This is a genomic window from Vibrio sp. 10N.247.311.51, assembly GCF_041467855.1.
In the GTDB taxonomy this organism is placed as follows: domain Bacteria; phylum Pseudomonadota; class Gammaproteobacteria; order Enterobacterales; family Vibrionaceae; genus Vibrio; species Vibrio coralliirubri.
On sequence record NZ_JBFSVK010000018.1, the window covers coordinates 1 to 23,149 of the forward strand.

The 23,149-nt window shown below is 44.6% G+C and carries 20 protein-coding genes; 16 read left to right on the forward strand and 4 right to left on the reverse strand.

What is annotated here, in order from left to right; translation table 11 throughout:
- Positions 1 to 76: 76 nt before the first annotated feature.
- The gene (locus AB6E85_RS16065) at positions 77 to 1,189 is read right to left on the reverse strand and encodes an OmpP1/FadL family transporter (protein ID WP_372143213.1); all 1,113 of its coding nucleotides are present in this window, start codon (positions 1,187 to 1,189) and stop codon (positions 77 to 79) included.
- 167 nt (positions 1,190 to 1,356) lie between these two features.
- A complete protein-coding gene (locus tag AB6E85_RS16070) occupies positions 1,357 to 2,757 on the reverse strand; it encodes a DUF1254 domain-containing protein (protein ID WP_050643429.1) in 1,401 nt (466 codons plus the stop codon).
- 242 nt (positions 2,758 to 2,999) lie between these two features.
- Between AB6E85_RS16070 and AB6E85_RS16075 the strand changes: the two genes are divergently transcribed.
- From AB6E85_RS16075 to AB6E85_RS16100, 6 genes are all read left to right on the forward strand, one after another.
- Complete coding sequence (locus AB6E85_RS16075; protein ID WP_050632751.1) at positions 3,000 to 4,151, forward strand: anaerobic sulfatase maturase; 1,152 nt, start codon at positions 3,000 to 3,002, stop codon at positions 4,149 to 4,151.
- 17 nt (positions 4,152 to 4,168) lie between these two features.
- Positions 4,169 to 5,065: a LysR family transcriptional regulator gene (locus AB6E85_RS16080; RefSeq protein WP_372143214.1), complete on the forward strand. Its 897-nt coding sequence runs from the start codon at positions 4,169 to 4,171 to the stop codon at positions 5,063 to 5,065.
- A 185-nt stretch (positions 5,066 to 5,250) separates the two neighbouring features.
- The gene (locus AB6E85_RS16085) at positions 5,251 to 6,789 is read left to right on the forward strand and encodes a sulfatase-like hydrolase/transferase (protein WP_048669076.1); all 1,539 of its coding nucleotides are present in this window, start codon (positions 5,251 to 5,253) and stop codon (positions 6,787 to 6,789) included.
- A 61-nt stretch (positions 6,790 to 6,850) separates the two neighbouring features.
- Positions 6,851 to 7,528, forward strand: coding sequence for a hypothetical protein (locus AB6E85_RS16090; RefSeq protein ID WP_372143215.1), 678 nt, complete (start codon positions 6,851 to 6,853; stop codon positions 7,526 to 7,528).
- Between the two features lie 12 nt (positions 7,529 to 7,540).
- Entirely contained in the window at positions 7,541 to 8,989 is a 1,449-nt protein-coding gene (locus tag AB6E85_RS16095; protein WP_372143216.1) for a DUF1254 domain-containing protein, read from the forward strand.
- Between the two features lie 176 nt (positions 8,990 to 9,165).
- Positions 9,166 to 10,410, forward strand: a complete 1,245-nt coding sequence (locus tag AB6E85_RS16100) for an NADH:flavin oxidoreductase/NADH oxidase family protein (RefSeq protein WP_193840931.1) — start codon at positions 9,166 to 9,168, stop codon at positions 10,408 to 10,410.
- A 127-nt stretch (positions 10,411 to 10,537) separates the two neighbouring features.
- Here the strand turns inward: AB6E85_RS16100 and AB6E85_RS16105 are convergent, their stop codons facing one another.
- Together AB6E85_RS16105 and arcC are read right to left on the reverse strand one after the other, a co-directional pair.
- The gene (locus AB6E85_RS16105; protein ID WP_050643423.1) at positions 10,538 to 11,164 is read right to left on the reverse strand and encodes a TetR/AcrR family transcriptional regulator; all 627 of its coding nucleotides are present in this window, start codon (positions 11,162 to 11,164) and stop codon (positions 10,538 to 10,540) included.
- Positions 11,165 to 11,288: 124 nt separating this feature from the next.
- Positions 11,289 to 12,197 (reverse strand): carbamate kinase, encoded by a 909-nt coding sequence (gene arcC / locus AB6E85_RS16110; RefSeq protein WP_122081292.1) that lies wholly within the window; start codon positions 12,195 to 12,197, stop codon positions 11,289 to 11,291.
- A gap of 396 nt (positions 12,198 to 12,593) precedes the next feature.
- Here arcC and AB6E85_RS16115 point away from each other — a divergent pair, with 396 nt between their 5' ends.
- The 10 genes from AB6E85_RS16115 to AB6E85_RS16160 all read left to right on the forward strand — a co-directional run bounded on the left by AB6E85_RS16115 (position 12,594) and on the right by AB6E85_RS16160 (position 23,132).
- Positions 12,594 to 14,030, forward strand: a complete 1,437-nt coding sequence (locus tag AB6E85_RS16115) for an APC family permease (RefSeq protein WP_050620376.1) — start codon at positions 12,594 to 12,596, stop codon at positions 14,028 to 14,030.
- A 16-nt stretch (positions 14,031 to 14,046) separates the two neighbouring features.
- Complete coding sequence (gene aguA / locus AB6E85_RS16120; RefSeq protein ID WP_061040106.1) at positions 14,047 to 15,138, forward strand: agmatine deiminase; 1,092 nt, start codon at positions 14,047 to 14,049, stop codon at positions 15,136 to 15,138.
- A gap of 171 nt (positions 15,139 to 15,309) precedes the next feature.
- Positions 15,310 to 16,356: an ornithine carbamoyltransferase gene (gene argF / locus AB6E85_RS16125; protein ID WP_372143217.1), complete on the forward strand. Its 1,047-nt coding sequence runs from the start codon at positions 15,310 to 15,312 to the stop codon at positions 16,354 to 16,356.
- A 176-nt stretch (positions 16,357 to 16,532) separates the two neighbouring features.
- Complete coding sequence (locus tag AB6E85_RS16130) at positions 16,533 to 17,798, forward strand: RidA family protein (RefSeq protein WP_372143218.1); 1,266 nt, start codon at positions 16,533 to 16,535, stop codon at positions 17,796 to 17,798.
- Positions 17,799 to 17,976: 178 nt separating this feature from the next.
- A complete protein-coding gene (locus AB6E85_RS16135) occupies positions 17,977 to 18,960 on the forward strand; it encodes an HAD family hydrolase (protein WP_372143219.1) in 984 nt (327 codons plus the stop codon).
- Positions 18,961 to 19,123: 163 nt separating this feature from the next.
- Complete coding sequence (locus AB6E85_RS16140) at positions 19,124 to 19,819, forward strand: aspartate/glutamate racemase family protein (RefSeq protein WP_372143220.1); 696 nt, start codon at positions 19,124 to 19,126, stop codon at positions 19,817 to 19,819.
- Between the two features lie 263 nt (positions 19,820 to 20,082).
- On the forward strand, positions 20,083 to 20,469 hold the full coding sequence (locus tag AB6E85_RS16145) for a hypothetical protein (RefSeq protein ID WP_372143221.1): 387 nt from the start codon (positions 20,083 to 20,085) through the stop codon (positions 20,467 to 20,469).
- A gap of 197 nt (positions 20,470 to 20,666) precedes the next feature.
- Positions 20,667 to 21,539, forward strand: coding sequence for a radical SAM protein (locus AB6E85_RS16150; protein ID WP_050651043.1), 873 nt, complete (start codon positions 20,667 to 20,669; stop codon positions 21,537 to 21,539).
- A 267-nt stretch (positions 21,540 to 21,806) separates the two neighbouring features.
- Entirely contained in the window at positions 21,807 to 22,043 is a 237-nt protein-coding gene (locus tag AB6E85_RS16155; RefSeq protein ID WP_372143222.1) for a YdcH family protein, read from the forward strand.
- Between the two features lie 192 nt (positions 22,044 to 22,235).
- A complete protein-coding gene (locus AB6E85_RS16160; protein ID WP_372143223.1) occupies positions 22,236 to 23,132 on the forward strand; it encodes a LysR family transcriptional regulator in 897 nt (298 codons plus the stop codon).
- The last annotated feature ends 17 nt before the right edge of the window (positions 23,133 to 23,149 follow it).

Here is a 23,149-nt window from a genome sequence, read left to right on the forward strand (position 1 = left end):
CTAGAAGCTAGAAGCTAGAAGCTAGAAGCTAGAAGCTAGAAGCTAGAAGCTAGAATGGAACGCTTAAGAGTTCGCTTTAATGGCGAAGAGACAAAGTGATGAAGTGAACTCTGTTGGTCGAATAGCTGCCAGAAGGCTGAAATAGTCCTGAGTCAGCATTAATTTCACCATGGCCTAAATCTTGGTATTGGTAGCTCAACCCAAGATGTAAGTCATTGGATATCTTCTTCTCAGCACCGAATCCGATACGCCACTGTTTATCGAGCGGGAGTAACACATCTCTGTTTTGACTACTTACAGGGCTCGTGTCACCGCTCAGCCCGCTGTACAGCAACCAATCCTCATATGCATATTCCACACCAATCCCAAGAGAGTAGGTGGTTGAGTATTTGTCATCATAATCTTGCCATGTCTCCATGTTGGAGCTGAGTAGAAGGTTTAAGTCTTCATTTAATGAATGTTTCAACCCTAAGTTTAAGCTTCGAACCCACGTCAGTTCAGAGCTAATTCCAAAAACGTTGGCGTTATCTAGGGAAAGGTCGTGATCAAATTGGCCCTGATAACTGACACCCAATTGTGTGTTGTCACTGATGTGGTGATTGAGACTCAGGCCGAACCCTAGATCAAGGCTATCTCCTTGAAGTTCGCGACCGTTCAAAGCTTGAGTCTCAAGCGCTGCGTGCTGCAATATTAAAGAACCACCAATAGACAGTTGTTCATTGACCTGATATGACAATGAGGACGTTAAGTTGAGTGCCGAAATGCTGTTTTCTTTGATCAATAAAGCGGGGTGTGCGCCAACGCCGTGTGAGTATTCGACGCCAGTACCGCCTGCTGCGTGCAATGCTGCGCCGACGACCCATTGGTCATTTAACCTTGATGCGTAAGACAGGTGAGGGAGAATATCGGTGCTGTTTCCTGTGGTCGAAGCCGAGTTATCGTCACGAACAAAAGTGGTTTCAACATCAAGGTATTGAACGCCGAGAATCCAAGCGCTTTCTTCAATGGCTGATAACCCCGCAGCATTGGTGATCACGGCGGATGCATCGTTCGCGGTTACGTTCCCTGTGCCTGCCGTGCTGACGCTTTTAGTGGTCGCAATTTGAGATAGATTTAACCCTCCCGCGTGAGCAAGAGAGCTGACTATCCCTGTTACTAACAGAGACAGTGTGATGAAAGGTGTTTTCAAGAATAGAACCTTATTTTCAGTGTATGAGTTATGTTGCTAGCAGTTTGAGTCATGTATTTAGGGATAAAACGAATTGCCACGAGCGAACATTAAGAACGCCGTGGCAATTGACTTGATCGACTTAATTGCCTTAGTTGGATTAATCGAAGTAATTAACTTAATTGAGGCTAGAGCTTTTCAACTTGTGGCAGTGGGTATTCATTGTCGAGAACGGCTTGAGTTGGCTCATACAGGCGCATGTGAAGATAGAAGTCATCTTGAGGTGCGGGTAGCCAGTTACACGTCGGGTCGGACGGTTTTACGTATTGAATGCATATTGGCAAGGTGCCGTCTTCTGCGTATTTCAGCTCATCTTTACGATTGGTTGAGATGGAGTAACGTTGAATGAAGTTCTCAACCATGAACAGGTTTTTAGCGTCGTACATGGTCAAAGACCAAAAGGCGTCAGCGGGTGCATCGGCAGGCATGGTCATTCGATATTGATTGTCTCCCGACAGCTGCTCACCATTCGAGTCTGTGTATCGATTTGGGTAGAGTGCTCGCTCTGGCACATTCAAACCAGCCGCACGCATATTGATGCTCGCTCGGCTCAGGTAATCATTTCCGTAGCGGCCACCCTCGTACATCATCGACCAGCCATTATTGACATCACCGATGCTTCGACCTGCGTATTGAATGATCTGTTGTGAAGACTCAATCGCGCGCATTAGCCCTTTTTTCTGTGCTGAGGTTAGCGCTTCCGGGTTAAAGGGGGTCGATCCTCCAATACCAATTTGTTGGAATTGATCAACAATGGCAGCATCTTCTGGAATCGGGTTTTTACGTAGTTCACGGTCAATTAGCGAATACCACTCTAACCCTTCAGGCCTCGCCATGGGTGGGATGCGACCTGTCGAAGCTTTAAGTTCTACGATGTCATGCTCTGCGCCAAGCTGATCAAGTGGGTAGCTGAGGAATTTATCGTGAGTAACCAATGCGTCATTGAGATCTTGCTCGCCAAATACGCCCGTTCGTTGAATTAACCAAACCATAGGAGTGCGAGACTCTACGACACGATCAATCCCCTCTGGCACTTCGCCAGCCCATCCTTTGTTGACCAAAAGCACTTTTGAACCTTGGTCGCCAACATTCTTCACGTGCAGATCTTCAATCGAATCTGAGTAAGCATCCAATAGCTGAACAATGTAATAACGGTTATCGGTGCGAGGAATATCAATCACCATTGGACCCGATAAATCCAGATCGTAGTGAGCTTGTGAGTAGAGCGTATCGTTGTTGACGGTCGGTACAATTCTATCCTGAGGACCGGATAGAACGCGTGTTTTACCCATCTCATTCAATGGTGCCATGGCGTTGTCCATCGGCGCATCAACAGATGTGGTCGTTTGCCTAACCGCTGCCACGGTTAATGGGCCTGTACCATAGATAAATGCTTGAACACCGAGATTGTAAGCGAGCTCTTCTTCAGGATTAATAGATTGTTGGGCAAGGGATGGCATCGCGATAATACTGGACAAAGAACACACTAAACTGGTCAGTACACTTTTCTTATAGAGGAGCTTTCTCATGGAACACCTTAGATCGTAGGAACAGAATTCGGCATTTATCATATGAGCAAGTGAGATTAAGGAGTGTAATAGCCGATATTAAGGATGTTAATAGTATCTTTTTACCCTTCAAGTACTTGTTTTAATTAACATTGATTTAGGGTGGTGATGCGACTCTACGACGTGTGCAGGTAGTGTGCTTGAGGCGCTATTGTTTGATTGATTTTCGGTTGATATGTTGGCAAAAAAGTACGGGAATCGATATGAATACATCTACTTATCCTTTTAGCTTATTCATTAAAGCAGAAGGGGCTCAATGTAATCTGGATTGTAGCTACTGCTATTATCTCAATAGACAAGATGTTGATAAGAGGTCTTCAATGTCTTTGGACATGATGGAGCAAATTGTCGGTGCTCATATCGACGCGCAGCCAATGAAAGATCAGCAAGTGGACTTTATCTGGCATGGTGGCGAGCCTATGTTAAGAGGGCTCGATTTCTATGAAGCTGCGATGAAAACGCAGGCAAGCAAAGCGACTACCAAGCTCGTCGTGAATACGATGCAGACCAATGGAACCATGATTAACGATCGTTGGGCGAGTTTCTTTGCTAAACACAATTTCATGATGGGCATCAGTATCGACGGGCCCAATATCTTGAATGACATCGCTCGGATCGACAAAAATGGCGAGTCGTCTTTTGAACGCACAATGCGTGGGATGTCTTATCTAAAGAAGCACAATGTTGATTTTAATACGTTAACGGTCGTGAACAATAAAACCTACAAACACGGTAAAACGATCTATCAGTTTTTGGTTGAAAATGGCAGTGGTTACATGCAGTTTCAGCCTTGTATCGATCATGAGTTGGACAGGCGAACAGGGCATGATTGGTCGTTAACGGGCGAGCAATGGGGGCAATTTCTTTGCGACTTGTTTGATGCATGGAGCGCCAATGATGTCGGTAAAGTGTATATCCAGTTTTTTGAAAACTGTTTAATGGTGTTGATGGGTTACCAAAGCCAAATGTGTCATCACAGCGCGACTTGTGGACAGCAATTAATGGTTGAGCATGACGGCAATGTTTACAGTTGTGACCATTATGGGTATCAAGATCATCAATTGGGCACCATGAACAGTGATAAGCTTGCAACCATGGCGAGCTCACCAGAACAAATCGCGTTTGGCACCAACAAATATGAAGAGCTAAACAGCACTTGCCGACGTTGCGATTTTGTTGAACTCTGCCAAGGTGGTTGTCCTAAAAACAGAATAGCAACAACCGAAGATGGCAGTCCGATGAATCATTTATGCCAAGGGTATGAGATGTTTTTTCGTCACGCATTACCCAAATTATTGCCTATGGTAGAAGCGATGAAAAAAGGGTATTCGCCAGCGTACTTTCCACTTTTTTAAATCATTTGGAGTAGGGCATGACCAAAGACCTAAACTTACTGCGGCTCATTTTGGTGCTTAATGAAACTCGTCAAACGGTGAGTGCAGCCAAAGCCTTGAACGTAAGTCAGCCGACGATCAGTGTCATGCTTCGTAAGCTCAGAGAACAATTTGATGATGAGTTGTTTGTTCGAGATAAAGCAAGGCTTGAACCCACTCCAAAATGCTTGAAGCTTATCGAAACCTTGCCTCTGCTATTAGAGCAACTAGATAACCTTTACATACCCAATGATGAGTGGGGCTTGGAAGATTTAAGAGGGGAGATTCAAATCATGCTGCCTTCCCCGCTGTTGATCCCAGTGGGTGTGCCACTAATCAAAAAGCTGACCAAAGAAGCGCCGCAAGTGACGTTCCAATGCTCGCCTTGGTTAGATAATGGTGTGCAGTCTCTAGAGACCAACCGAATGTGTTGGGGAGTGAGCTATCTTCCTATGGACGTCAATAAAACCCTGACTGAACGCCCAGTTGGTTTTGATAAGTTCATGTTGGTGCTAAGAGCTGACCACCCAATTAAAGGCAATTCCCTTGAGGACATTCTGAAATACCCACTCTGTATCAATATGATCCCTGGTTACATTCAGCCGTCCAAGACGGAAATGTTGATCAAAAAATATGACTTAGATAAACACATCGGGCTCAGAAGTAACAATATGAATTTGATGCTAGAAGTCGTTAAGGACAGCGACTTCATCTATATAACATCGTCGAAATGCCGCTATTTGCTTGATCACTGTTATCGTTGTATCGACTTACCGCCGGAACTGTTGAAAGACACCTATCGTCGAGAATTGGCACTGTTTACCCATCAAGCAAACCGCAATAACCCGTTCACGGATTGGCTTCAAAATGAAATTACGTCGATTATTCAATCCTAGTGTCACGCTACTATTCCTTTTAAATAACTCCCCTTTCTAACGGCCACTATTAATAATCGTAATAGTGGCTATCAAGCCATTTTTGGCGTCTTTCTTATAGCATTTACCTCAACAACGGTTCGCTGAGACATGCACAATTTTCGTTGTGACTTCAGCGATTTACTCATAGTGAATGAGGGTTATAAATGTATAAGTCTTTTGTTAAATCCGCTCTGGCGCTTTCGGTATTGGCGAGTGTCAACGTACATGCAGCGAGCCAACCCAATGTGGTTGCCATCATGCTCGATGATGTGAGCCCTACGGATCTGTCTGCCTACCACCGCGGTTTAGGCGCGGTGGATACGCCGAACATTGATCGAATTGCCGAACGCGGCATGATGGTCAGCGACTACTACGCACAAGGCAGCTCTACTGCGGGGCGATCTGCCTTTATCACGGGTCAATATCCATTCCGAACAGGCTTAACGTCTGTCGGTCAGCCGGGTTCTTCACTTGGCCTTCAAAAAGAAGATCCAACCCTAGCCGAAATGTTGAAAGACAAAGGCTATGCGACCGTGCATGTCGGTAAAAGTCACCTAGGCGATAACAATAGTCACCTGCCAACGGTGCACGGCTTTGATGAATTCTTCGGTTTCCTTTACCACCTTAATGTTATGGAGATGCCTGAACAGCCTGAATTCCCAACAGACCCTAACTTCAGAGGTCGCCCTCGCAATGTTCTTCACACTGTTGCTACCGAGAGTGTGGACATGCAAGAAGACCCAAGATTTGGTGTGGTTGGAAAGCAAACGATTGAAGATAAAGGTCCTTTAGGCGCTAAACGCATGCAAACCGTTGATGGCGAATTTTTGGAGTTTGCTACGAATTGGCTTGATAGACATGAAGCAGAGAAAGACGAACAGCCTTACTTCATGTGGTACAACCCGACTCGTATGCACCAAAAAACACATGTGCGTCCGGAGTACCAAGGCGCGAGTCAAATCAACACTTACTACGATGGCTTGATCGAACTGGATGACCAGATCGGTGTGCTGCTCGATAAGCTTGAAGATTTGGGCGAAATCGACAACACCATCATTCTCTTCACATCTGACAATGGCGTAAACCTAGATCACTGGCCTGATTCCGGCTCTGCCTCATTCAGAGGGCAAAAAGGCACGACATGGGATGGCGGTTTCCGTGTGCCAATGCTGGTCAGCTGGCCAGATAAAATCCCTCAAGGTGAATACACCGATGGCTTCATGACTTCTGAAGACTGGGTGCCAACCATTATGGCTGCAGTGGGTGAAGGCGACATTAAGCAAGAGCTGCTAGATGGAAAAGAGTTAAATGGCGAGCGTTACCAAGTTCACTTGGATGGTTATAACCAGTTGGATATGTTGACCAAAGGCGAACCGAGTCAACGTCATGAGTTCTTCTTCTACAACGAGCAAGATTTGAATGCATTCCGAGTGGATGATTGGAAAGTGCATCTAAAAACCAAAACGGAGTGGATTGCGCCTCCTGAAGAGTGGCCACTAGGAATGCTCATCAACATCAAGGCTGATCCTTACGAGCGTAGCCCTGATACTCGTGGTTGGTTCTTATGGATGAAAGAGAAGTCTTGGGTATTACCAAAGCTGCAAAAATCAGCGGCGGAATATCAGAAGTCACTCAAAGCGTTTCCACCAAGACAGAAAGCCGGTGGTATTGGTATGGCAGACAAATCAGTGGTTGCTGACTAACGCCAAATACGACTAATACAAGGTGTGCTGTAACAAGCGCACCTTACTATCGGACAATAATATGAAGAAACCGTTACGTCTGCTCACGGGCACCTTGTCCACTTTTACACTCTCTATCTTTGCGCTTATCCCCTTTGCATTTTGTGTTTCCGCTCAAGAAGAACCTGCCAGTGACATGGCTGATCCAATGGCTGTTTATACGGGAGGTGAAATTATTGCGGGCAATAAAGGGCTTGGCGCTACCTTCCAGTTTGGCGTGAATCGTGGCGATTGGGGTGTGTTGGGTAAGTTGGAAGGCAAAAACAACTTTGAAAACTATCGAGCACGATTCTTCACACCCAATAAGAAAACGGGCACCGGCTTATTTGTTGATGCTGGACACGACTTCTCCAACGACGATCTAACATCGAACTACGCCTCTATTGGTGTGATGCAAGCATTCAAGTTAAGCGACAAATTTAAACTCTATAGCGCCATAACGTACGGACAAATGTGGGAGGAGAATAATAAGTTTGAGGACACGCAAATCATCAGCAGTATCAACTATCTAAAGTACGATTTTGCTGACCAATTTTATCTTCTACTCGCCCCCCAATACACCTACGGATTGGATGGTGAGAACACTCGAGATTTCTCTGCTGAAATGCAGCTGGGCTACAAGGTCGATAGTGACAACATCATCATTTTTAGTGGTGATACTGACAACAACACTTGGATCACCTTCCGTACTCGTTTTTAGTTAGGACATTAAATGATGAAAAAAAACATACTTGCGGCAGCACTGACTTGTGCTTTCATGGTTGCACTTCCGTCTCCGGTACTCGCGAGCCAATCCGTGGACGCGACGAGCGCATCTGTGGCCACAAAAACAGTAATGGGGATCAAGACGGAAACTCTACCCATTGAGATGGCGAGTTTAGCGTCGCTCAAAAAGGATAATCAGCTATTGGCACAACTTGCCTATGAGTACGCGTACTCGATAGATGAAGCCTACAAATACTTTTACAAAACCGTCGTTGAGCAAGACTACCCTTTGAATCGATTCCAAAATATTCGAATACTTGCTGACGACACTTACACTGCGCACCCGACGATTAACAATGACACGTTACATTTGATGGGTTGGATGGACCTAGCAGCAGAGCCTGTCATCGTTACGATTCCAGACCATGATGACAATCGATACTGGCTGTTCCATACCATGAATATGCAGCACTTTACTGACTCGGCTTTTGGCTCTCCACAACGAGGCACAAAAGGCGGCAGTTTCATGTATGCAGTTGAAGGGTGGAAAGGTGAAGTGCCTGCGAGTGTCGATCAAGTCATCTATGTCGAGCACCCGCTGGTCAAAATGATGGGTCGAATCATGGACCTTGGCGGTGACGATTCTGCAACTGCTCAAAAGTTAATGGATCAATGGAATGTTAGGACGTTGTCGGAATACTTAGGTCAGAAAGGGCCAGTTCCTATTGAGCGCGAGTATCCAGATCCTGAAGACTCTAATTGGGTCGAGCGAACCAATTTCATTCTGTCTGAAGGAACGATGAAGGCACATGACCAAAAGCTGCTTGAACTGTTTGAGTACATTGGCTTAGGAGATGTTGAATTAGGCAAAGCCAATCATCCATTTACGGCAGAGCAGCTTAGTATGATCGAGTCCGGTCAAAAAGACGGACTGGAACGAATCATTAATGCGGGCTTTGATGATTCACGTGACGTGTTAGGCACTCGCGATGAAATGACCAAGGTTCCAAGCTTTCAACACGCCTACGGCACCTTAATGGGCCAATGGGGGTTGCCTGCAAAGCACACTATGTATAGCGGTGACTTCTTTGATAGTGAAGGTGCAGCGCTCGATGGCGGAAAATACGATTACACCGTGACCTTCGATGCGCCACCGCTAGAAGAAGGTGGTTTTTGGTCATACACGGCCTACAGTGGTGAAACCCGATTGATGGAGAAAAATGACTTAAACCGTCATTCCCGTGGAGACAGAACGCTAACGCCTAATGCTGATGGTAGCTACACCATTTACATGAGTAGCGATGTAAAAGGGCATGAAGATGATCCTAACTTCTTACCTATCCCCGATCATCAATGGTATTCAGTGTTACGTATGTACACGCCCGGTGAAGAGGTAAGAACAGATAAATGGAAATCGACACCATTTACTAAGGTCAAAAAATCCACGATAAAGTGATGACTTAGATTGCCTGATTAAGATTTTGTTTATTATCGATTAATGCCAGTTGCCATGCCGCTGGCATTTTTTATTGAACAAAATTTGCTTCGAAATAGGCGTTAAATGCTCAGAACTGTCGGATAAAATAGGGCATACTGGACTCAATATATAAACCCAAGAAAGTAACCACGCGCATGAATCCAATCTGCCTCAACGACCCTTTTTCTCTTCCTAATGGCCAAGTGATCAAAAATCGCCTGTTCAAATCGGCAATGAGTGAACAGCTAGGTGATAAACACCATAACCCTAAGCAAGGTTTAGTCACGCTCTATCAGCGTTGGGCTCAAGGAGGAATTGGTCTATCCATAACGGGTAACGTGATGGTCGATAGAGGCTCGCTTGGTGAACCTAAAAACGTTGTGTTGGATGAGCACAGTGACTTAACCGTATTTCGTGAGTGGGCGAGTGCAGGAACACAGAATGGTTCGCAGATATGGATGCAACTGAATCACCCTGGTAAGCAAATTCCTAAGTTCTTATGCGATAGCCCGGTTGCCCCTTCAGCTATCTCTTTAGAGCGCGGATTAGAGAAAGGCTTCAATACGCCACGAGCTCTGACCGAGACGGAAATCATCGCAATCATTGATAAATTTGCGCTGAGTGCAAAGCTATCAAAACAAGCGGGTTTTACCGGTGTGCAGATTCACGGTGCTCATGGTTACCTTGTCAGTCAGTTTTTGTCTTCGAGACATAATCAACGCCAAGACAAATGGGGTGGCTCTCTCGAAAACAGACTTCGTTTTGTACTTGAGGTTTATCGCGCGATTCGAAAAGAGGTCGGTGACGATTTCCCTGTCGGGATTAAGCTCAACAGCGCCGACTTCATGAAAGGTGGCTTCACTGAAGAAGAGTCGATGCAGGTTGTACAAACATTGAGTGATAACGGTATCGACTTGATTGAGATCTCCGGCGGCACCTATGAAAGCCCATCAATGATGGGGTCGAAAAGCAAAACTGAACCAATCAAGGCCAGCACGGTAAAGCGTGAAGCGTATTTTATGGATTACATGGTGAAGGCGAGAAAACTCGTCAGCACACCGCTGGTGGTCACGGGTGGTTTCCGAACCGCGCAAGCAATGAATGAAGCATTAAACACCTCGGCGACCGATTTTATTGGTATTGCGCGCACAATGGCGGTTGATCCTGATTTCCCTAACAAGTTAATTGAAGACCCTAGCCACGGCATGCCACTAACGGTGCCAACCACAGGAAAACCCGCTTTAGACAAGATGGCGATGGTCGGGCTGGTTTGGTATGAACATCAGATGTGGCGCATTGCCTCTGGCAAGAACGCCGACCCTAAACTAAGCGCATTAAGTGTGGTGGTAAAAACAATTCTCAGCGCTGGCTGGCACGCTTTCAAGAAGCGCAGAGCGTAAGAAGTAATGGATTGTTGAAGCAGAACTTTGAGAAATTGAAGTTCTGCTTTTTTGTTTGGTCAGCGAGTTTAGTCAGGTCATCAAGCGAAAATAGAAAGGCAAGACGTTATCGGGATTACAGCTTCACTTAATGCGTATGCAGCATGTTGGGTTCTGTTCTTTGACAGATATGAGGAATATACAGCTGAAGGTAAGACTCAGTCAGTCGGATAGCTTCATTGGCAAGTTCTGGTGTGATGCAACCATGTTGGCGATAAGATAACGAGTATATTTTATCTGCGACTTGCAGTGAGATAGCGAAGACATTGATGGATTGTGGTAACTGAGGAACATCAAAAAACTGTCGATAAATCGTTTCTACTTCTTTACCAAGGATTAAGTCATTCTCGGTGTCTGCATGACCTAACTCCGTGAACGTATGACGACCTAATATAAGCTTTTTGGCAATAGGGTGATCGTTGTAATAATTAACATACGCTGTTTCAATCATGCGGTTGATGTCAGTCCAATGATTAACATGCTCGGCATCTATACATTTACCTAACAGAGAGTCGAAATCAATAAAAACGTCATCTAATAGATTATGGAATAAGTTCTCTATATTTGGGTAGTGATGATAAACCGTGGATGTTGCCATTCCACACTCTTTAGCAACATCATACATTGAAATATCAGTAGCTTCGCGGCGTTCCATTAGTTGCACAACAGCATCATGAATTCGAATTAACTTTTCTTCGGTGGTTACTTTGCGCATCTAATGATCCTCACTGTTATTTGGAACACAAAAAACATAAAGGGTTTTCAAGAAAAGTTCCAATTGAAATATCAAAACTTAGACTTTATTACCCTTTATTTATATAAAAAATTATAACCCAATGTTAGGCGTTAATATGTGTCCCCGTTTTACCTTCTATGATCTCTAGTGCGCTAGATAGATCACCAATGTGTCCGTGTTGTTTTGTTTTTTCAACAAAAAGACAGCATGCGTCTACCTTCGGCCCCATAGAACCGGCTGGGAAAGTGTATTTCTTCATTTGTGCGACAGATACGTTTTCAAGCTTCTCTTCCTTTGGAGTTCCCCAATCTAAACAAACATGAGAGCCGTCAGTGAGGATCAGTAAATGTTCTGCGCCGATTTCTTCTGCGATAAGAGCAGCAGTCATGTCTTTGTCGATTACTGCTTCGAAACCCACATAAGCGCCATCTTTTTCGACGACTGGAGCACCGCCACCACCGCCACAAATAATTAGGTGCTCTTTCTCTAACAAGTCTTTGATGGCTTTTATCTCTAGCACTTCTTTTGGCGAAGGAGATGGAACCACACGACGCCAGTGTGCGCCGTCAGGTTTCACAATCCATTGGTTGGCTTCTGCGAGTTGTTTAGCTTGTTTTTCTGTATAGACAGGGCCAATAAACTTGGTTGGGTCGGCGATCGCAGGGTCGTTCTCGTCAATCACAATGCGAGTCAGAATTGTCGTAGTAAAGCGGTCTTGAATCGCAGCGTTCAACCCTTGTTGAATAAGGTATCCAATCATTCCCTGAGTCTCAGCTCCAAGGACATCAAATGGGTAAGGAGGACAATCTTTGTAAGCATTGTTCTGTAATGACAGTAGCCCTACTTGAGGGCCATTTCCGTGCACAACCACTAAACGGTAGTCTTTACTGAGTTCAGCCAAAGAGCTGGCGGTTTGCGCGATGCTCTTTTTTTGGTTTTCACAACTCATCACTTCACCACGTTGTAGTAAAGCGTTCCCACCGACAGCAACAACAATAATAGGCTTCGACATGTTTAATTCTCCAAATAATATTTTGCTCTTGGCAAATAAGTTGGTTTGAATTGTATTTAAATATTATCGGAGTCGTGGGGATAAAAATCACAATTCGATTTGTGCTTAATATTTGATGTTTTTAGTCGCCTATATGTCACAGAAAGCCTTAATTATCTCTAGATTAACTAGATATGTGATCTTGGTTTTGAAATAGAAAATGTATTTATTAATCGAATGGTTATTGACCAAAATCAAATATTCCGACTTTTAGCATTATAAATCTAATATTTGTTGGGTTTATTTTGTTTTTGCTCCGAACTCGTTTGTGTAAAACCGATATTCAATTTTCATCCCAGTTCACTTCATCGCTTTGCCGTTTAATTAATCCCGAATTAGAGATTAAGGAGCTAAGAGATGAGTAACGAAACGCAAGGAAAAATGGGGGTTACGGGAATTGCACTCTTTACACTATGTGCAGTTTTGGTGGTCGACACATTAACCGCGTCAGCCAGTATTGGTGTCAGTGCCATTGGTTGGTGGGTGTTAATGCTGGTCTTCTTTGTCATTCCATATGGCTTAATTACTTCGGAATTGAGTACCACCTACCCTGGTGAAGGTGGGATATACGATTGGGTAAAACAAGCTTTCAATTTTAAATGGGCAGTGAGAACAACGTGGTTTTACTGGATTAACGTTGGTTTGTGGATGCCTGCGGTATACATCATGTTTGCAGGGATGTTTGCCGAACTCTTTATGCCAGGTCTGTCTTTATGGGGACAAATCGCCATCTGTATATTACTGACGTGGTTAACGGTTTGGATCTGTAATGTGTCTGCCGACATCGGTGTTTGGGTCACTAATATTGGTGCAATATTGAAAATTGTCGTGATCAGCACATTGGGTGTGGGCGGCTTTATCTATGCAATGAAAAACGGCGTTGCCAACGAATTTACGTTGCCAGCTATGATGCCTTCATTGGATTCAGCGGTCTCTTTCTTGCCAGCGATTGTGTTCAACCTAATGGGTTTTGAACTGGTTGCGACCATGACTAAAGAAATGAAAGATGTTCGCGACATGCCTAAGGCCGTCTTCCTTTCTATCGGTATCACCGCTTTCTTATACATCTTCGGTACGGTAGGCATCTTGATGGCGCTTCCTGTTGAAAGCATTGGCTTAGTGTCTGGTCTTATCGATACATTCAAAACACTCTTCGGTGCTGGCGTGTTTGGTACAGCCATGGTGTACATCTTCGGTACTTTCGCTCTGCTAACGCTTATCGGCAACATGGTGAGCTGGACAATGGGTGCGAGCCGAGCAGCAGCTGAAGCCGCTCAAGAAGGTGAACTTCCAGCGCCTGTCGCGAAAGTATCAGAGAAAGGTTCTCCAGTTGGTGCAAACAACATCACAGGTACTGTATCAACGGTCGTCATCCTGTCTTACGCGCTGTTTGCCCAAGGTAATGATGATCTGTTCTGGTCGATATTTGCCTTCTCTAGCTGCATTTTCTTACTGCCTTATCTGTTCATGTTCCCTGCATACCTAAAGCTTCGAGTGGTTGATGGTAAACGTGAACGCCCATTCAAAGTACCTGGTGGCATGGCGGCTCAGTGGGTGATGTCCATTGTTTGTTTCTTCGTCATCCTTCAAGCCGTGATTTTATTTATCTTCCCCGAGGCTCTTGATCTCACCGTTGCTGATTGGGGATACACAGGACCTGTTTTGATTGGCGTGATTGCCACCATCCTCGCTGGTGAGTGGATTCTACTAGGCGCTCTAAAGCGTAAGAAGCAGCAAGGCTCGGACGATAACGACACAGCCGACACGCAAGATAAAAAAGAAGCTCAAGCATAATTTAGGGGACATAACGATGAAAAAACTGATTGAGACTACTCCAAAACATGATGGCTTCAGAATGCCAGGAGAACACGAGCCACACAGCGAAATTTGGATGGCTTGGCCAGAGCGTACTGACAACTGGCGCAATGGTGCAAAACCAGCACAAGCGGTGTTTGCAGACGTTGCTACCAAGATCAGCCATACGACACCAGTCACCATGCTCGCGAGTTCAGACCAATACGATAACGCAGTATCTCGTTTACCAGAGGATATTCGAGTATTGGAAATCTCGACTGATGACTCTTGGATGCGCGACATCGGTGCGACTTATGTTGTTGATGACAGCGGTGAACGCCGAGGAGTGGATTGGGAATTCAATGCATGGGGCGGGTTTGTGGATGGATTGTATTCACCGTGGAACCGCGACAACCAAGTCGCTCAAAAGATGTGTGAAACCATTCGTGACTCTCGATACCGCGCTCCAATCGTACTAGAAGGCGGCTCAATTCACGTTGATGGCGAAGGCACGCTCTACACAACAGAAGAATGCTTGTTACACGAAAGCCGAAACCCAGATATGAGCAAAGAAGAGCTGACGGAAGTACTTTGCGAACACCTCAGCGTTGAGAAGGTAATTTGGCTACCTCGTGGTTTATACAACGATGAAACTAATGGTCACGTCGATAACATCCTTCACGTCGTGAAGCCGGGTGAAGTCGTTTTAACGTGGTGCGATGACAAGAATGACCCTCAATATGAGATCAGCAAAGAAGCCTATGACTACATCACCAGCCAGACCGATGCCAAAGGCCGTCAGATAAAAGTACATAAGCTGCCAATGCCAGGCCCTCTATTCATGACCGAGGAAGAAGCGGCAGGTATCGATATCGCAGACGGAATGGAGCGAGAAGCGGGCGAGCGTTTAGCGGCATCGTATGCCAATTATCTGATTACCAATAACCAAATTGTGTTGCCGCTTTTGGACAAGCGCTACGACAACGATGTTATCGGGATCTTGGAAGGCATTTATCCAGGCTACGAAGTGAACGGCGTTCCGGCTCGAGAAATTTTGTTAGGTGGCGGCAATATCCACTGCATCACCCAACAAGTGCCAAGAGTTTAGTTACAACGATAAAACCTAATAACAACTAAAGACTGAGAACAGTCGTTAATACCAAAATTTAATCCCAAACGTAGCGGTTCTTGAAAGTGATGGCAGGTATTCAAAATCAAATTGCCATGAAAGTGAACTTGAAAGAGCCGCGCACAAAATTATGAAAAATAGGAACTTATTATGAAATTACCTTCTTCTAGCGCAACTGAACTAAACAAAGCAAACCTAGAGCACATGGTTTCCATGAAAGATTTCTCTGTTGAAGAGATGGATAACATGATGGAGCTGATGACTCACCTGAAGCAGGCGCGCAAAGACAACGCTATTCCACCACTGTTCAAAGGCAAGTCAGTTGGGATGATCTTCGAAGCGGGTTCGACTCGTACACGTGTTTCTTTTGAGGTGGCAGCAACATTACTGGGGGGGCATGCGCTATTCCTATCACCAAAAGACATTCACTTAGGTGGTAAAGAGTCGATTGATGATACTTCTCGAGTGTTATCACGTATGTGCGACATCATCATGGCTCGTACCAATAGTCCTGAAACACTAGATGGCCTACTTGAAATGTCGACAGTGCCAGTAATCAACGGCCTTGATACGCGTTTCCACCCAACTCAAATGCTTGCTGATCTCTACACGATCAGAGAACACATCACTGATGGACGTAAGTTGTCTGATCTCACCTTGGCATTCATGGGTGACGCGACGGATGTGTGTCGTTCGCTGATGCTGACTTGTGCTAAGTACGGTATGGGCTTTAAGCAAATTGGTCCTAAAAAGTACCACATGGAGCAAGAGTGGATCGATATGGCGCTGAACTTTTGTGAAGAGTCTGGTGGCACGATTGAAATTACTGATGATGTAGAACGCATCAGCGACTGTGATGTGGTGTACGGCGATAGCTTCTACTGGGTCACGCAAATGGATGAAAAGGAAGAGCGCCTTGCGGCATTTATGCCTAACTATGTGATCACCGAAGAGCTAATGGCTAAGGCACGCCCAGGTGCAATGTTGCTGCACTGCCTACCTGCGAATGACAAAGAAGAAGTGACTCGTGGCGCATTAGAAAGTGAATACTCAGTGGCGTTCGATGAAGCTGAAAACCGACTCACTGCTCAGATGGCGATTTTAGTGTACTTCACACATAAAGATGCGGTTATCCCAACGCATGAAACCGTTAAGCATCACGAAGAAAAAATCAGTAGCTTCCTAAGCACTCTGTAGAGGTTTATTTGTGGGGGCGTAAGAACCTCCACTGTGTCGCTCTGAATTAAGCTGAACCAGTATTTATCATGATTCATTGGTTCGGCTATTTTTGTGCCTTTTATTTTGAAATGTCGGTAAACATGCAGCTAATTGGCTCTATCTGACATCAATACTCGAATAGGAGATATATCGACATGAGTGCCGATATTATTAAAGTTTCAAGAAACACTGAAGATGCACCGCTGAGCCCTTTCTCAACACAATCGGTGGCATTCTCACACTACAATAACCTTTCTGCTCAATTACCGATTGATCCAAAAACGGGCGGCTTGATCTCAGGCTCTTTGGAAGATCAAACCAAGCAGTGTTTGTTAAATATTCAAGCGATTGTGGAGAGCATTGGACACCGTATGCACGACGTTGTGAGAGTCAATATATACCTGAAGAACATTGCGGATATCGACTCGGTTAATGAAATCTATGCGTCCTTTTTCCAACACTACGTACCAACGTGCACGACACTCGCTGTCGCTGATTTACCGCTCGAAGGCGCTCACTTACAAATGGATGCCGTGATCTCGAATGGTGAAGGTACTTATCCTCAAGCGGCTTGTGAGTTAGTTAAAATCGCAAGAAACACCCAACACGCACCAGTCAGTTCTTTATCGACTCAGACGGTGGCTTTCTCTCACTATAATCACATTTCAGCCCAGTTACCGATTGATCCGAAATCGGGTAGCATCGTCGCTGGTGGAGCAAAAGAGCACGCGATTCAATGCCTCAAAAACATCAAATCGATACTGGGAAATGTAGATGTTCCGCTTGATGACATCGTGAAAGTGAATATCCATGTAAGAAGCCTTGATGACCTTGCAGCAGTCAATGAAGTGTATACCACCTTCTTCCCGGACTCCGCGATTGCGAGGGCTGTCGGCTACATACCAGCACGCTCGGTGACGGTGGTTGAAGGTTTAGCAATGGGAGCGTTGGTACAGATGGATGCGACCGTGTCACACGGTGATGGGACTCCGCCGCAAGCGGTTGAAGATCGACATGGGATTGTAATTAATGCGAACAATACCAAAGCTGCGCCAATCAGCCCGCTTTCAACGCAAACTGTGGCCTTTTCACACTACAACAATATCTCCGCTCAATTACCGTTGGATCCAAGAGTTGGAGCGATTGTTGCGAATGGCGCAAAAGAGCAGGCGATGCAGTGCCTGAATAACATTAAAGAAGTAGTTGAGAGCGTTGGTCATGTCATGGATGACATCGTGAAGTTGAATATCCAATTAAGAGACATGGCAGATCTAGATGTGCTTAATGACGTTTGCACGCACTACTTTGACGGTCCATTGCCTGCGCGCACGGTTATCGGTGTGTCTAATATTCCTATGGGTGCTTTGGTGCAAATTGATGCTATCGCTTCCAATTGTGAAGGCACTCCGCCTAGCCTTTAAGCTTCCTATTTAGCTTTTTAAACAACGAGGATTGGCCGTGAGGTCAGCCCTCGTTTTACGTCTGTACCAATAGCAACATAAACAGCGGTTATAGTGTTCATAAGTGGAAAATCAGAGTAGACCAACTAGGATGAATTGAATTAAACCCTACAATTAATTCAACAACATGGTAGTTGCTATGAAGAAAATAACCCTTTTATCCGTTGCGATTTTATCTAGCCTTTCTTTCTCATCTTTTGCTAAAGATTGTGATCCTAACTTGCTGCCTTCTTGGAAAGATAGCGAGAGCAAATCCGCTATCGTCGACTATGTTGGGAAAACCACCAAAGCTGAGTCTGATACGTTCGTGGCGATTGAAGATCGTATTGCCGTGTTCGATAACGACGGTACGCTTTGGTCGGAAAAACCTTACTACTTCCAACTGGCTTTTGCGTTAGACCGTGTAAAAGAGATGGCACCAGATCACCCTGAATGGAAAACCGAAGCACCTTTTAAGTTTGTGCTTAAAGATGATATCGAGAGCGTTCTTGGCAGCGGTGAAGAAGGGTTATTGAAAATCATCATGGCGACACATTCTGGTATGACAGTAGAACAATACCAGCAAGACGTTGAGAAATGGTTAGAGATAGCAAAAGACGGACGTTTCAATAAAGCCTACACAGACCTGACTTATCAGCCAATGAAAGAGATGCTGACTTACCTACAAGAGCATGACTTTAAAACTTACATTGTGTCGGGAGGTGGTGTTGATTTCATGCGAGCGTGGGCTCCGCAAGCTTACAACATTCCTACAGAACAGATCATCGGCAGCGCACTTAAATACAATTACAGCTACAACGATGGTAAGCCGACGGTTACTAAGGATTCGTCCATTTTGACCATTGATGACAAAGCCGGAAAGGTCACTAACATTCAGCATATTATCGGTAAGAAGCCTATTTTAGCAGTAGGCAACTCAGATGGTGACCAAGCGATGATGCAGTGGGCAACGAGCCAACCCAACTCAATGGCGATGATTGTTCATCACACTGATGCTGAGCGCGAGTGGAAGTACGATCGTAAGTCTCATGTTGGTAAGTTGGATAAAGCGCTAGATGAGGCGAATTCCAGAGAGGATTGGACGCTGATCGACATGAAATCCGATTGGTGTGAGGTGTACTAACGCCTAATTGATTCTTGATTTTTGATTCATAAAAGCTCGGATTTTTGATTCGAGCTTTTTTGCGAAATAGCGAAGGCTTTGTCTCATTTTAAGCAAGAACGTACTATAAATTTTCAATGCATGGCGGTTTAATCGGATAGTCAGAAATTAAAGGAATAGAAAAATGAAAACGATCGGTTTGCTTGGTGGTATGAGTTGGGAGTCGACAGTGAGCTATTACAAATCTATTAACGAAGGTGTTAAAGCGACCCTTGGTGGGCTCAATTCTGCAAAGGTTTGTATGTACAGCGTGAACTTCGATGAGATAGAAAAGCTACAACATCAAGGTCGTTGGGCTGAGACGGCAGATATTTTATCGGAAGCGGCTTTATCGGTAGAGAAGGGCGGGGCTGATTTCATTCTGATCTGTACCAATACCATGCATAAGGTCGTTCCTGAGATCGAAGAGAAAATCACGATTCCTATCTTACATATCGCTGATACCACAGCGCAGAAGTTGCTTGAACAGGGCGTAAAGAAAGTTGGATTACTCGGCACGGCTTTCACCATGGAACAAGATTTCTATAAAGGCCGCCTGACTAACAAATTCGGTATCGATGTGGTGATTCCTGATGAGAGTGATCGAGAAAAAGTCCACAACATCATCTATCAAGAATTGTGTCGAGGCGAAGTAAAAGAAGCCTCTCGAGCTGTCTATCGTCAAATCATTGAGAAGCTAGGCCAACAAGGTGCGGAAGCCGTTATTCTGGGCTGTACTGAAATCGCCCTGCTGATTCAGCAACAACACACTGATGTTCCCCTGTTTGATACCACAGCCATTCATGCAGAAGCGGCTGTACGTTTGGCGACGAGTGACTAGCATCAAGCTTTTTTTTCTGGTGCGTTACACCATCAGTTGGTTGATGCGCAATTAAAATCTCCTATTTTCAAAAGGTTGCGGACTTTTCTCCGAGAGTGCGTTACGAGTCATTTTCTTCTTTTAGAAAGCCCCAAATTAAGTGAATAAGCACTCTGTATCACGCTTTTTATAAATTAATACATGTGGTGGTGCACATTTATTTATCTCATGAATAAAATCTCGGCTTAGTGTTATTTTGACTATGTAATTGAATGAGAATAAAAATGAAATTGAAATCTATTTTTTTGGCTTGTCTGTCTGCGATGACCCTGTCTGGTTGTTTGACTGTCCCGGTTGAAGAGTTACAACCAACCGCAGATCAAGAAACAATTGATACCGCTATTGAGCATCTAAGCGAAATAGAAGGGATGACGATTACAGAAAATGGTGTGATTTATTATGTTGCGTCATTGCCGGGTAACTCTCGATGGGCAACAGCGCATATTTTGGAGTCGAGCTATCGTTACTCTTGCCAAGACCTTCGTTGGTTTGTAGATCGAGGTATGATCGTGAGAATGAGATTCCAAGGTAATAGTGGCACGACGCAAGATTATGATCTTGAGCGTTGTGAAACGGAAGTCCCTACAAGTTTATATGAACCTAAACAGTAGTTTCTCGATCCTCTTAGATTGAGGTTGTAGCTTTTCTTCATTAGCAGTACATAGATACCCTCTCCGTTTGGTGAGGGTATTTTATTTAAAATCTAAAAACTGATTCGACTATATTGCGAATTATCAATGAATACTGGTGTTGATAAACTCTGTTTTATTCAAGCATGCTCTCGTGCTTACAGACCGGAGAAACCAATATGAATTACGAGGGAAAAGTATATCGTCCATGGACAGAGGCGAAGAGCATTCTGATTCAAACCACTTTAGGTTGCAGCATCAACACGTGCACGTTCTGTAATATGTTCAGCGATAAACGATTCAAGGTTCGTGATATTGAGGATGTGTTTAAAGATATCGAAGAAGCTCGCCTGATTTATCCTTATGTTGAATCGATTTTTCTTATCGATGGCAACGTGATGGCAGCCCGCACGGATTATCTCCTTAAGATTTTGGATAAGCTTCGTCATACCTTTCCAGAAAGCAGAAAAGTTTCACTTTACAGTGGATTGAACGATTTCCGTCGCAAAAGCCTAAGCGAACTTAAAGAGCTTAAAAGTGCTGGTCTCACTATGGCTTATGCGGGGTTGGAGTCGGGGGATGCGGTTGTACTCGACAACATCAAAAAGCGCATGACACCAGAACAAGCGATCGAAGGCATGGCATTAGCCAAAGAAGCCGGCATTGAAACCTTACTTTCGTTTATCTTCGGCCTTGGTGGTCGAGATCGATCACGTGAACATATCGTCGAGACCACAAGGTTACTGAACATTATGAAGCCTGAGCAGATAGCACCAATGGCGTTAGCTATTCAGCCAGGAACCGTGATGGAACAAGAAGTAAAAGATGGCAAGTTCGTTATGCCGACGCAGCTTCAGATCCTAGAAGAAGAAAAGTATCTGCTTGAGAATCTAAACATCGACACTTTCTATTGGGGCGACCATGGCAATAACATCGTGACTCAGAAAGGTTTCCTGCTTGATTCAAGAGAGCAATTTTTGGCTAAGGTGAACCGTGCGATAGCATCAAACCCAATGGCTAAAGATAGTGTTATTCAGACGTTTGCTTGGTAGCGTTTACTTAAAAATGATATTTGCAGGCTAAGTAAAAATCGAAAGAAGTATTGCTTTCGAGGCGGGATAATCGCCATAAACCTACTTCCGTTACTGAGACAATTCAAAATCAGCAAAGCCATTTTCTTGGTGGATGTTGTAAATTTGTGAATCTGAATTGTCTATATTCTATGCTGTGTACTGGATCTCATTTGTTATTTGACTCCCTTGCTAAGGTTAATAATGAATGCGTAATACCAATCACTTTACTCAACTTAAGAGGTTTCTATGCTAGGTGAAAATCATTCTCTTGTTCACGAATTTCCTGAAATGAAAGATAAAATTGCTGAGCTTGTTAAAACTGACGATGGCTTTGCAGCAGACATGAAGACGTACGACAACCTTGATAAAGAGATTCGTAAGCTTGAGCTGAAAGATTCACCCATTGATGATGGCTCGATGCACCAACTGAAACATGATCGTTCTGTACTGAAAGATGTACTGCATGCGCGTTTAACTGGTTAGTGAGCGGGTAATTTTGCTGATTAGCTAAATGGCGAATTGCAGACTTAGACAAAAAACTCCTTCGGGAGTTTTTTTCGTTTTGGCTCAATAAGATCTTCAAAATTCAACTGAGTTAATACGTTGTATTGTTATATGAATGACGCATAATGAGGGTTGCTGGTACACGATTTTTAAGATTTTATTGGTAATCTCATGAATATTGAACACCTCAAATTGTTTGTTCGTTTAGCTTCCACACATAACATCAGCATGGCTGGGCAAGAGCTTGGTTTGTCTCCTGCTGTTGCAAGCTCGCACATCAGTAAACTGGAAGACAATTTAGGCGTTCGCTTGGTGCATAGAACCACTCGCAAGGTCTCTCTAACCGAAGAGGGGGAAGCATTCTTACCTCATGCTGAAGAAGTGTTATCGAGCGTCGATGCTGCCAAATCGGCGGTTGGTGTGGGCTGTGACTCTCCAACCGGAACGCTGCGAGTTACCGCATCTGCGTCTTTTGGGCGTTTGCATCTTGTGCCTGCTTTACCTGGATTCTTAGAACGCTACCCTGGGTTAAAAGTCGATCTCAGATTATCAGATTCGATGGTGGATGTTGTTGAAGGTGGCTTTGATATCGCAATTCGCATCTCAGAGCTGAAAGACTCGACACTGATTGCCCGAAAACTTGCGACAGACAAGCGTATTGTGTGTGCATCGCCTGATTACTTAATCAAATACGGTAAGCCAGCCACACCTCAAGATCTTAACGAGCATCAGTGTATTAGCCTAATTGGTTTAGAAAACTGGACCTTCAATACTGAAAGCGGGCCTAAGACGATTAAGGCATCGGGCTCGTTCAGGGCAGATAACGGAGAAGCACTGCGTGACGCAGCCTCAGGCGGTATGGGTATCACGGTGACGTCGAATTGGTGTGCCTATGAGCAACTGAAAAGTGGTCAACTAATTCAGATATTAGAAGATTATCCATTAACCTCAGAGCCTGCGATTTGGGCGGTGTACCCAAGCACAAGGTTACTGGCACCAAAGGTGAGAGCCTTCATTGACTACTTCTCTGAATATTATGGTAATCCGCCGTATTGGGAGCAAACGTAGAGACAAACGTTGTACGA

Coding starts and splice junctions, on each gene's coding strand:
- AB6E85_RS16075 (WP_050632751.1), top strand. CDS start 3,000: ATGAATACATCTACTTATCCTTTTAGCTTATTCATTAAAGCAGAAGGG.
- AB6E85_RS16095 (WP_372143216.1), top strand. CDS start 7,541: ATGATGAAAAAAAACATACTTGCGGCAGCACTGACTTGTGCTTTCATG.
- AB6E85_RS16085 (WP_048669076.1), top strand. CDS start 5,251: ATGTATAAGTCTTTTGTTAAATCCGCTCTGGCGCTTTCGGTATTGGCG.
- arcC (WP_122081292.1), bottom strand. CDS start 12,197: ATGTCGAAGCCTATTATTGTTGTTGCTGTCGGTGGGAACGCTTTACTA.
- AB6E85_RS16145 (WP_372143221.1), top strand. CDS start 20,083: ATGAAATTGAAATCTATTTTTTTGGCTTGTCTGTCTGCGATGACCCTG.
- AB6E85_RS16160 (WP_372143223.1), top strand. CDS start 22,236: ATGAATATTGAACACCTCAAATTGTTTGTTCGTTTAGCTTCCACACAT.
- AB6E85_RS16130 (WP_372143218.1), top strand. CDS start 16,533: ATGAGTGCCGATATTATTAAAGTTTCAAGAAACACTGAAGATGCACCG.
- AB6E85_RS16105 (WP_050643423.1), bottom strand. CDS start 11,164: ATGCGCAAAGTAACCACCGAAGAAAAGTTAATTCGAATTCATGATGCT.
- AB6E85_RS16070 (WP_050643429.1), bottom strand. CDS start 2,757: ATGAGAAAGCTCCTCTATAAGAAAAGTGTACTGACCAGTTTAGTGTGT.
- AB6E85_RS16115 (WP_050620376.1), top strand. CDS start 12,594: ATGAGTAACGAAACGCAAGGAAAAATGGGGGTTACGGGAATTGCACTC.
- AB6E85_RS16140 (WP_372143220.1), top strand. CDS start 19,124: ATGAAAACGATCGGTTTGCTTGGTGGTATGAGTTGGGAGTCGACAGTG.
- AB6E85_RS16080 (WP_372143214.1), top strand. CDS start 4,169: ATGACCAAAGACCTAAACTTACTGCGGCTCATTTTGGTGCTTAATGAA.
- AB6E85_RS16090 (WP_372143215.1), top strand. CDS start 6,851: ATGAAGAAACCGTTACGTCTGCTCACGGGCACCTTGTCCACTTTTACA.
- AB6E85_RS16100 (WP_193840931.1), top strand. CDS start 9,166: ATGAATCCAATCTGCCTCAACGACCCTTTTTCTCTTCCTAATGGCCAA.
- AB6E85_RS16150 (WP_050651043.1), top strand. CDS start 20,667: ATGAATTACGAGGGAAAAGTATATCGTCCATGGACAGAGGCGAAGAGC.
- AB6E85_RS16135 (WP_372143219.1), top strand. CDS start 17,977: ATGAAGAAAATAACCCTTTTATCCGTTGCGATTTTATCTAGCCTTTCT.
- argF (WP_372143217.1), top strand. CDS start 15,310: ATGAAATTACCTTCTTCTAGCGCAACTGAACTAAACAAAGCAAACCTA.
- AB6E85_RS16155 (WP_372143222.1), top strand. CDS start 21,807: ATGCTAGGTGAAAATCATTCTCTTGTTCACGAATTTCCTGAAATGAAA.
- aguA (WP_061040106.1), top strand. CDS start 14,047: ATGAAAAAACTGATTGAGACTACTCCAAAACATGATGGCTTCAGAATG.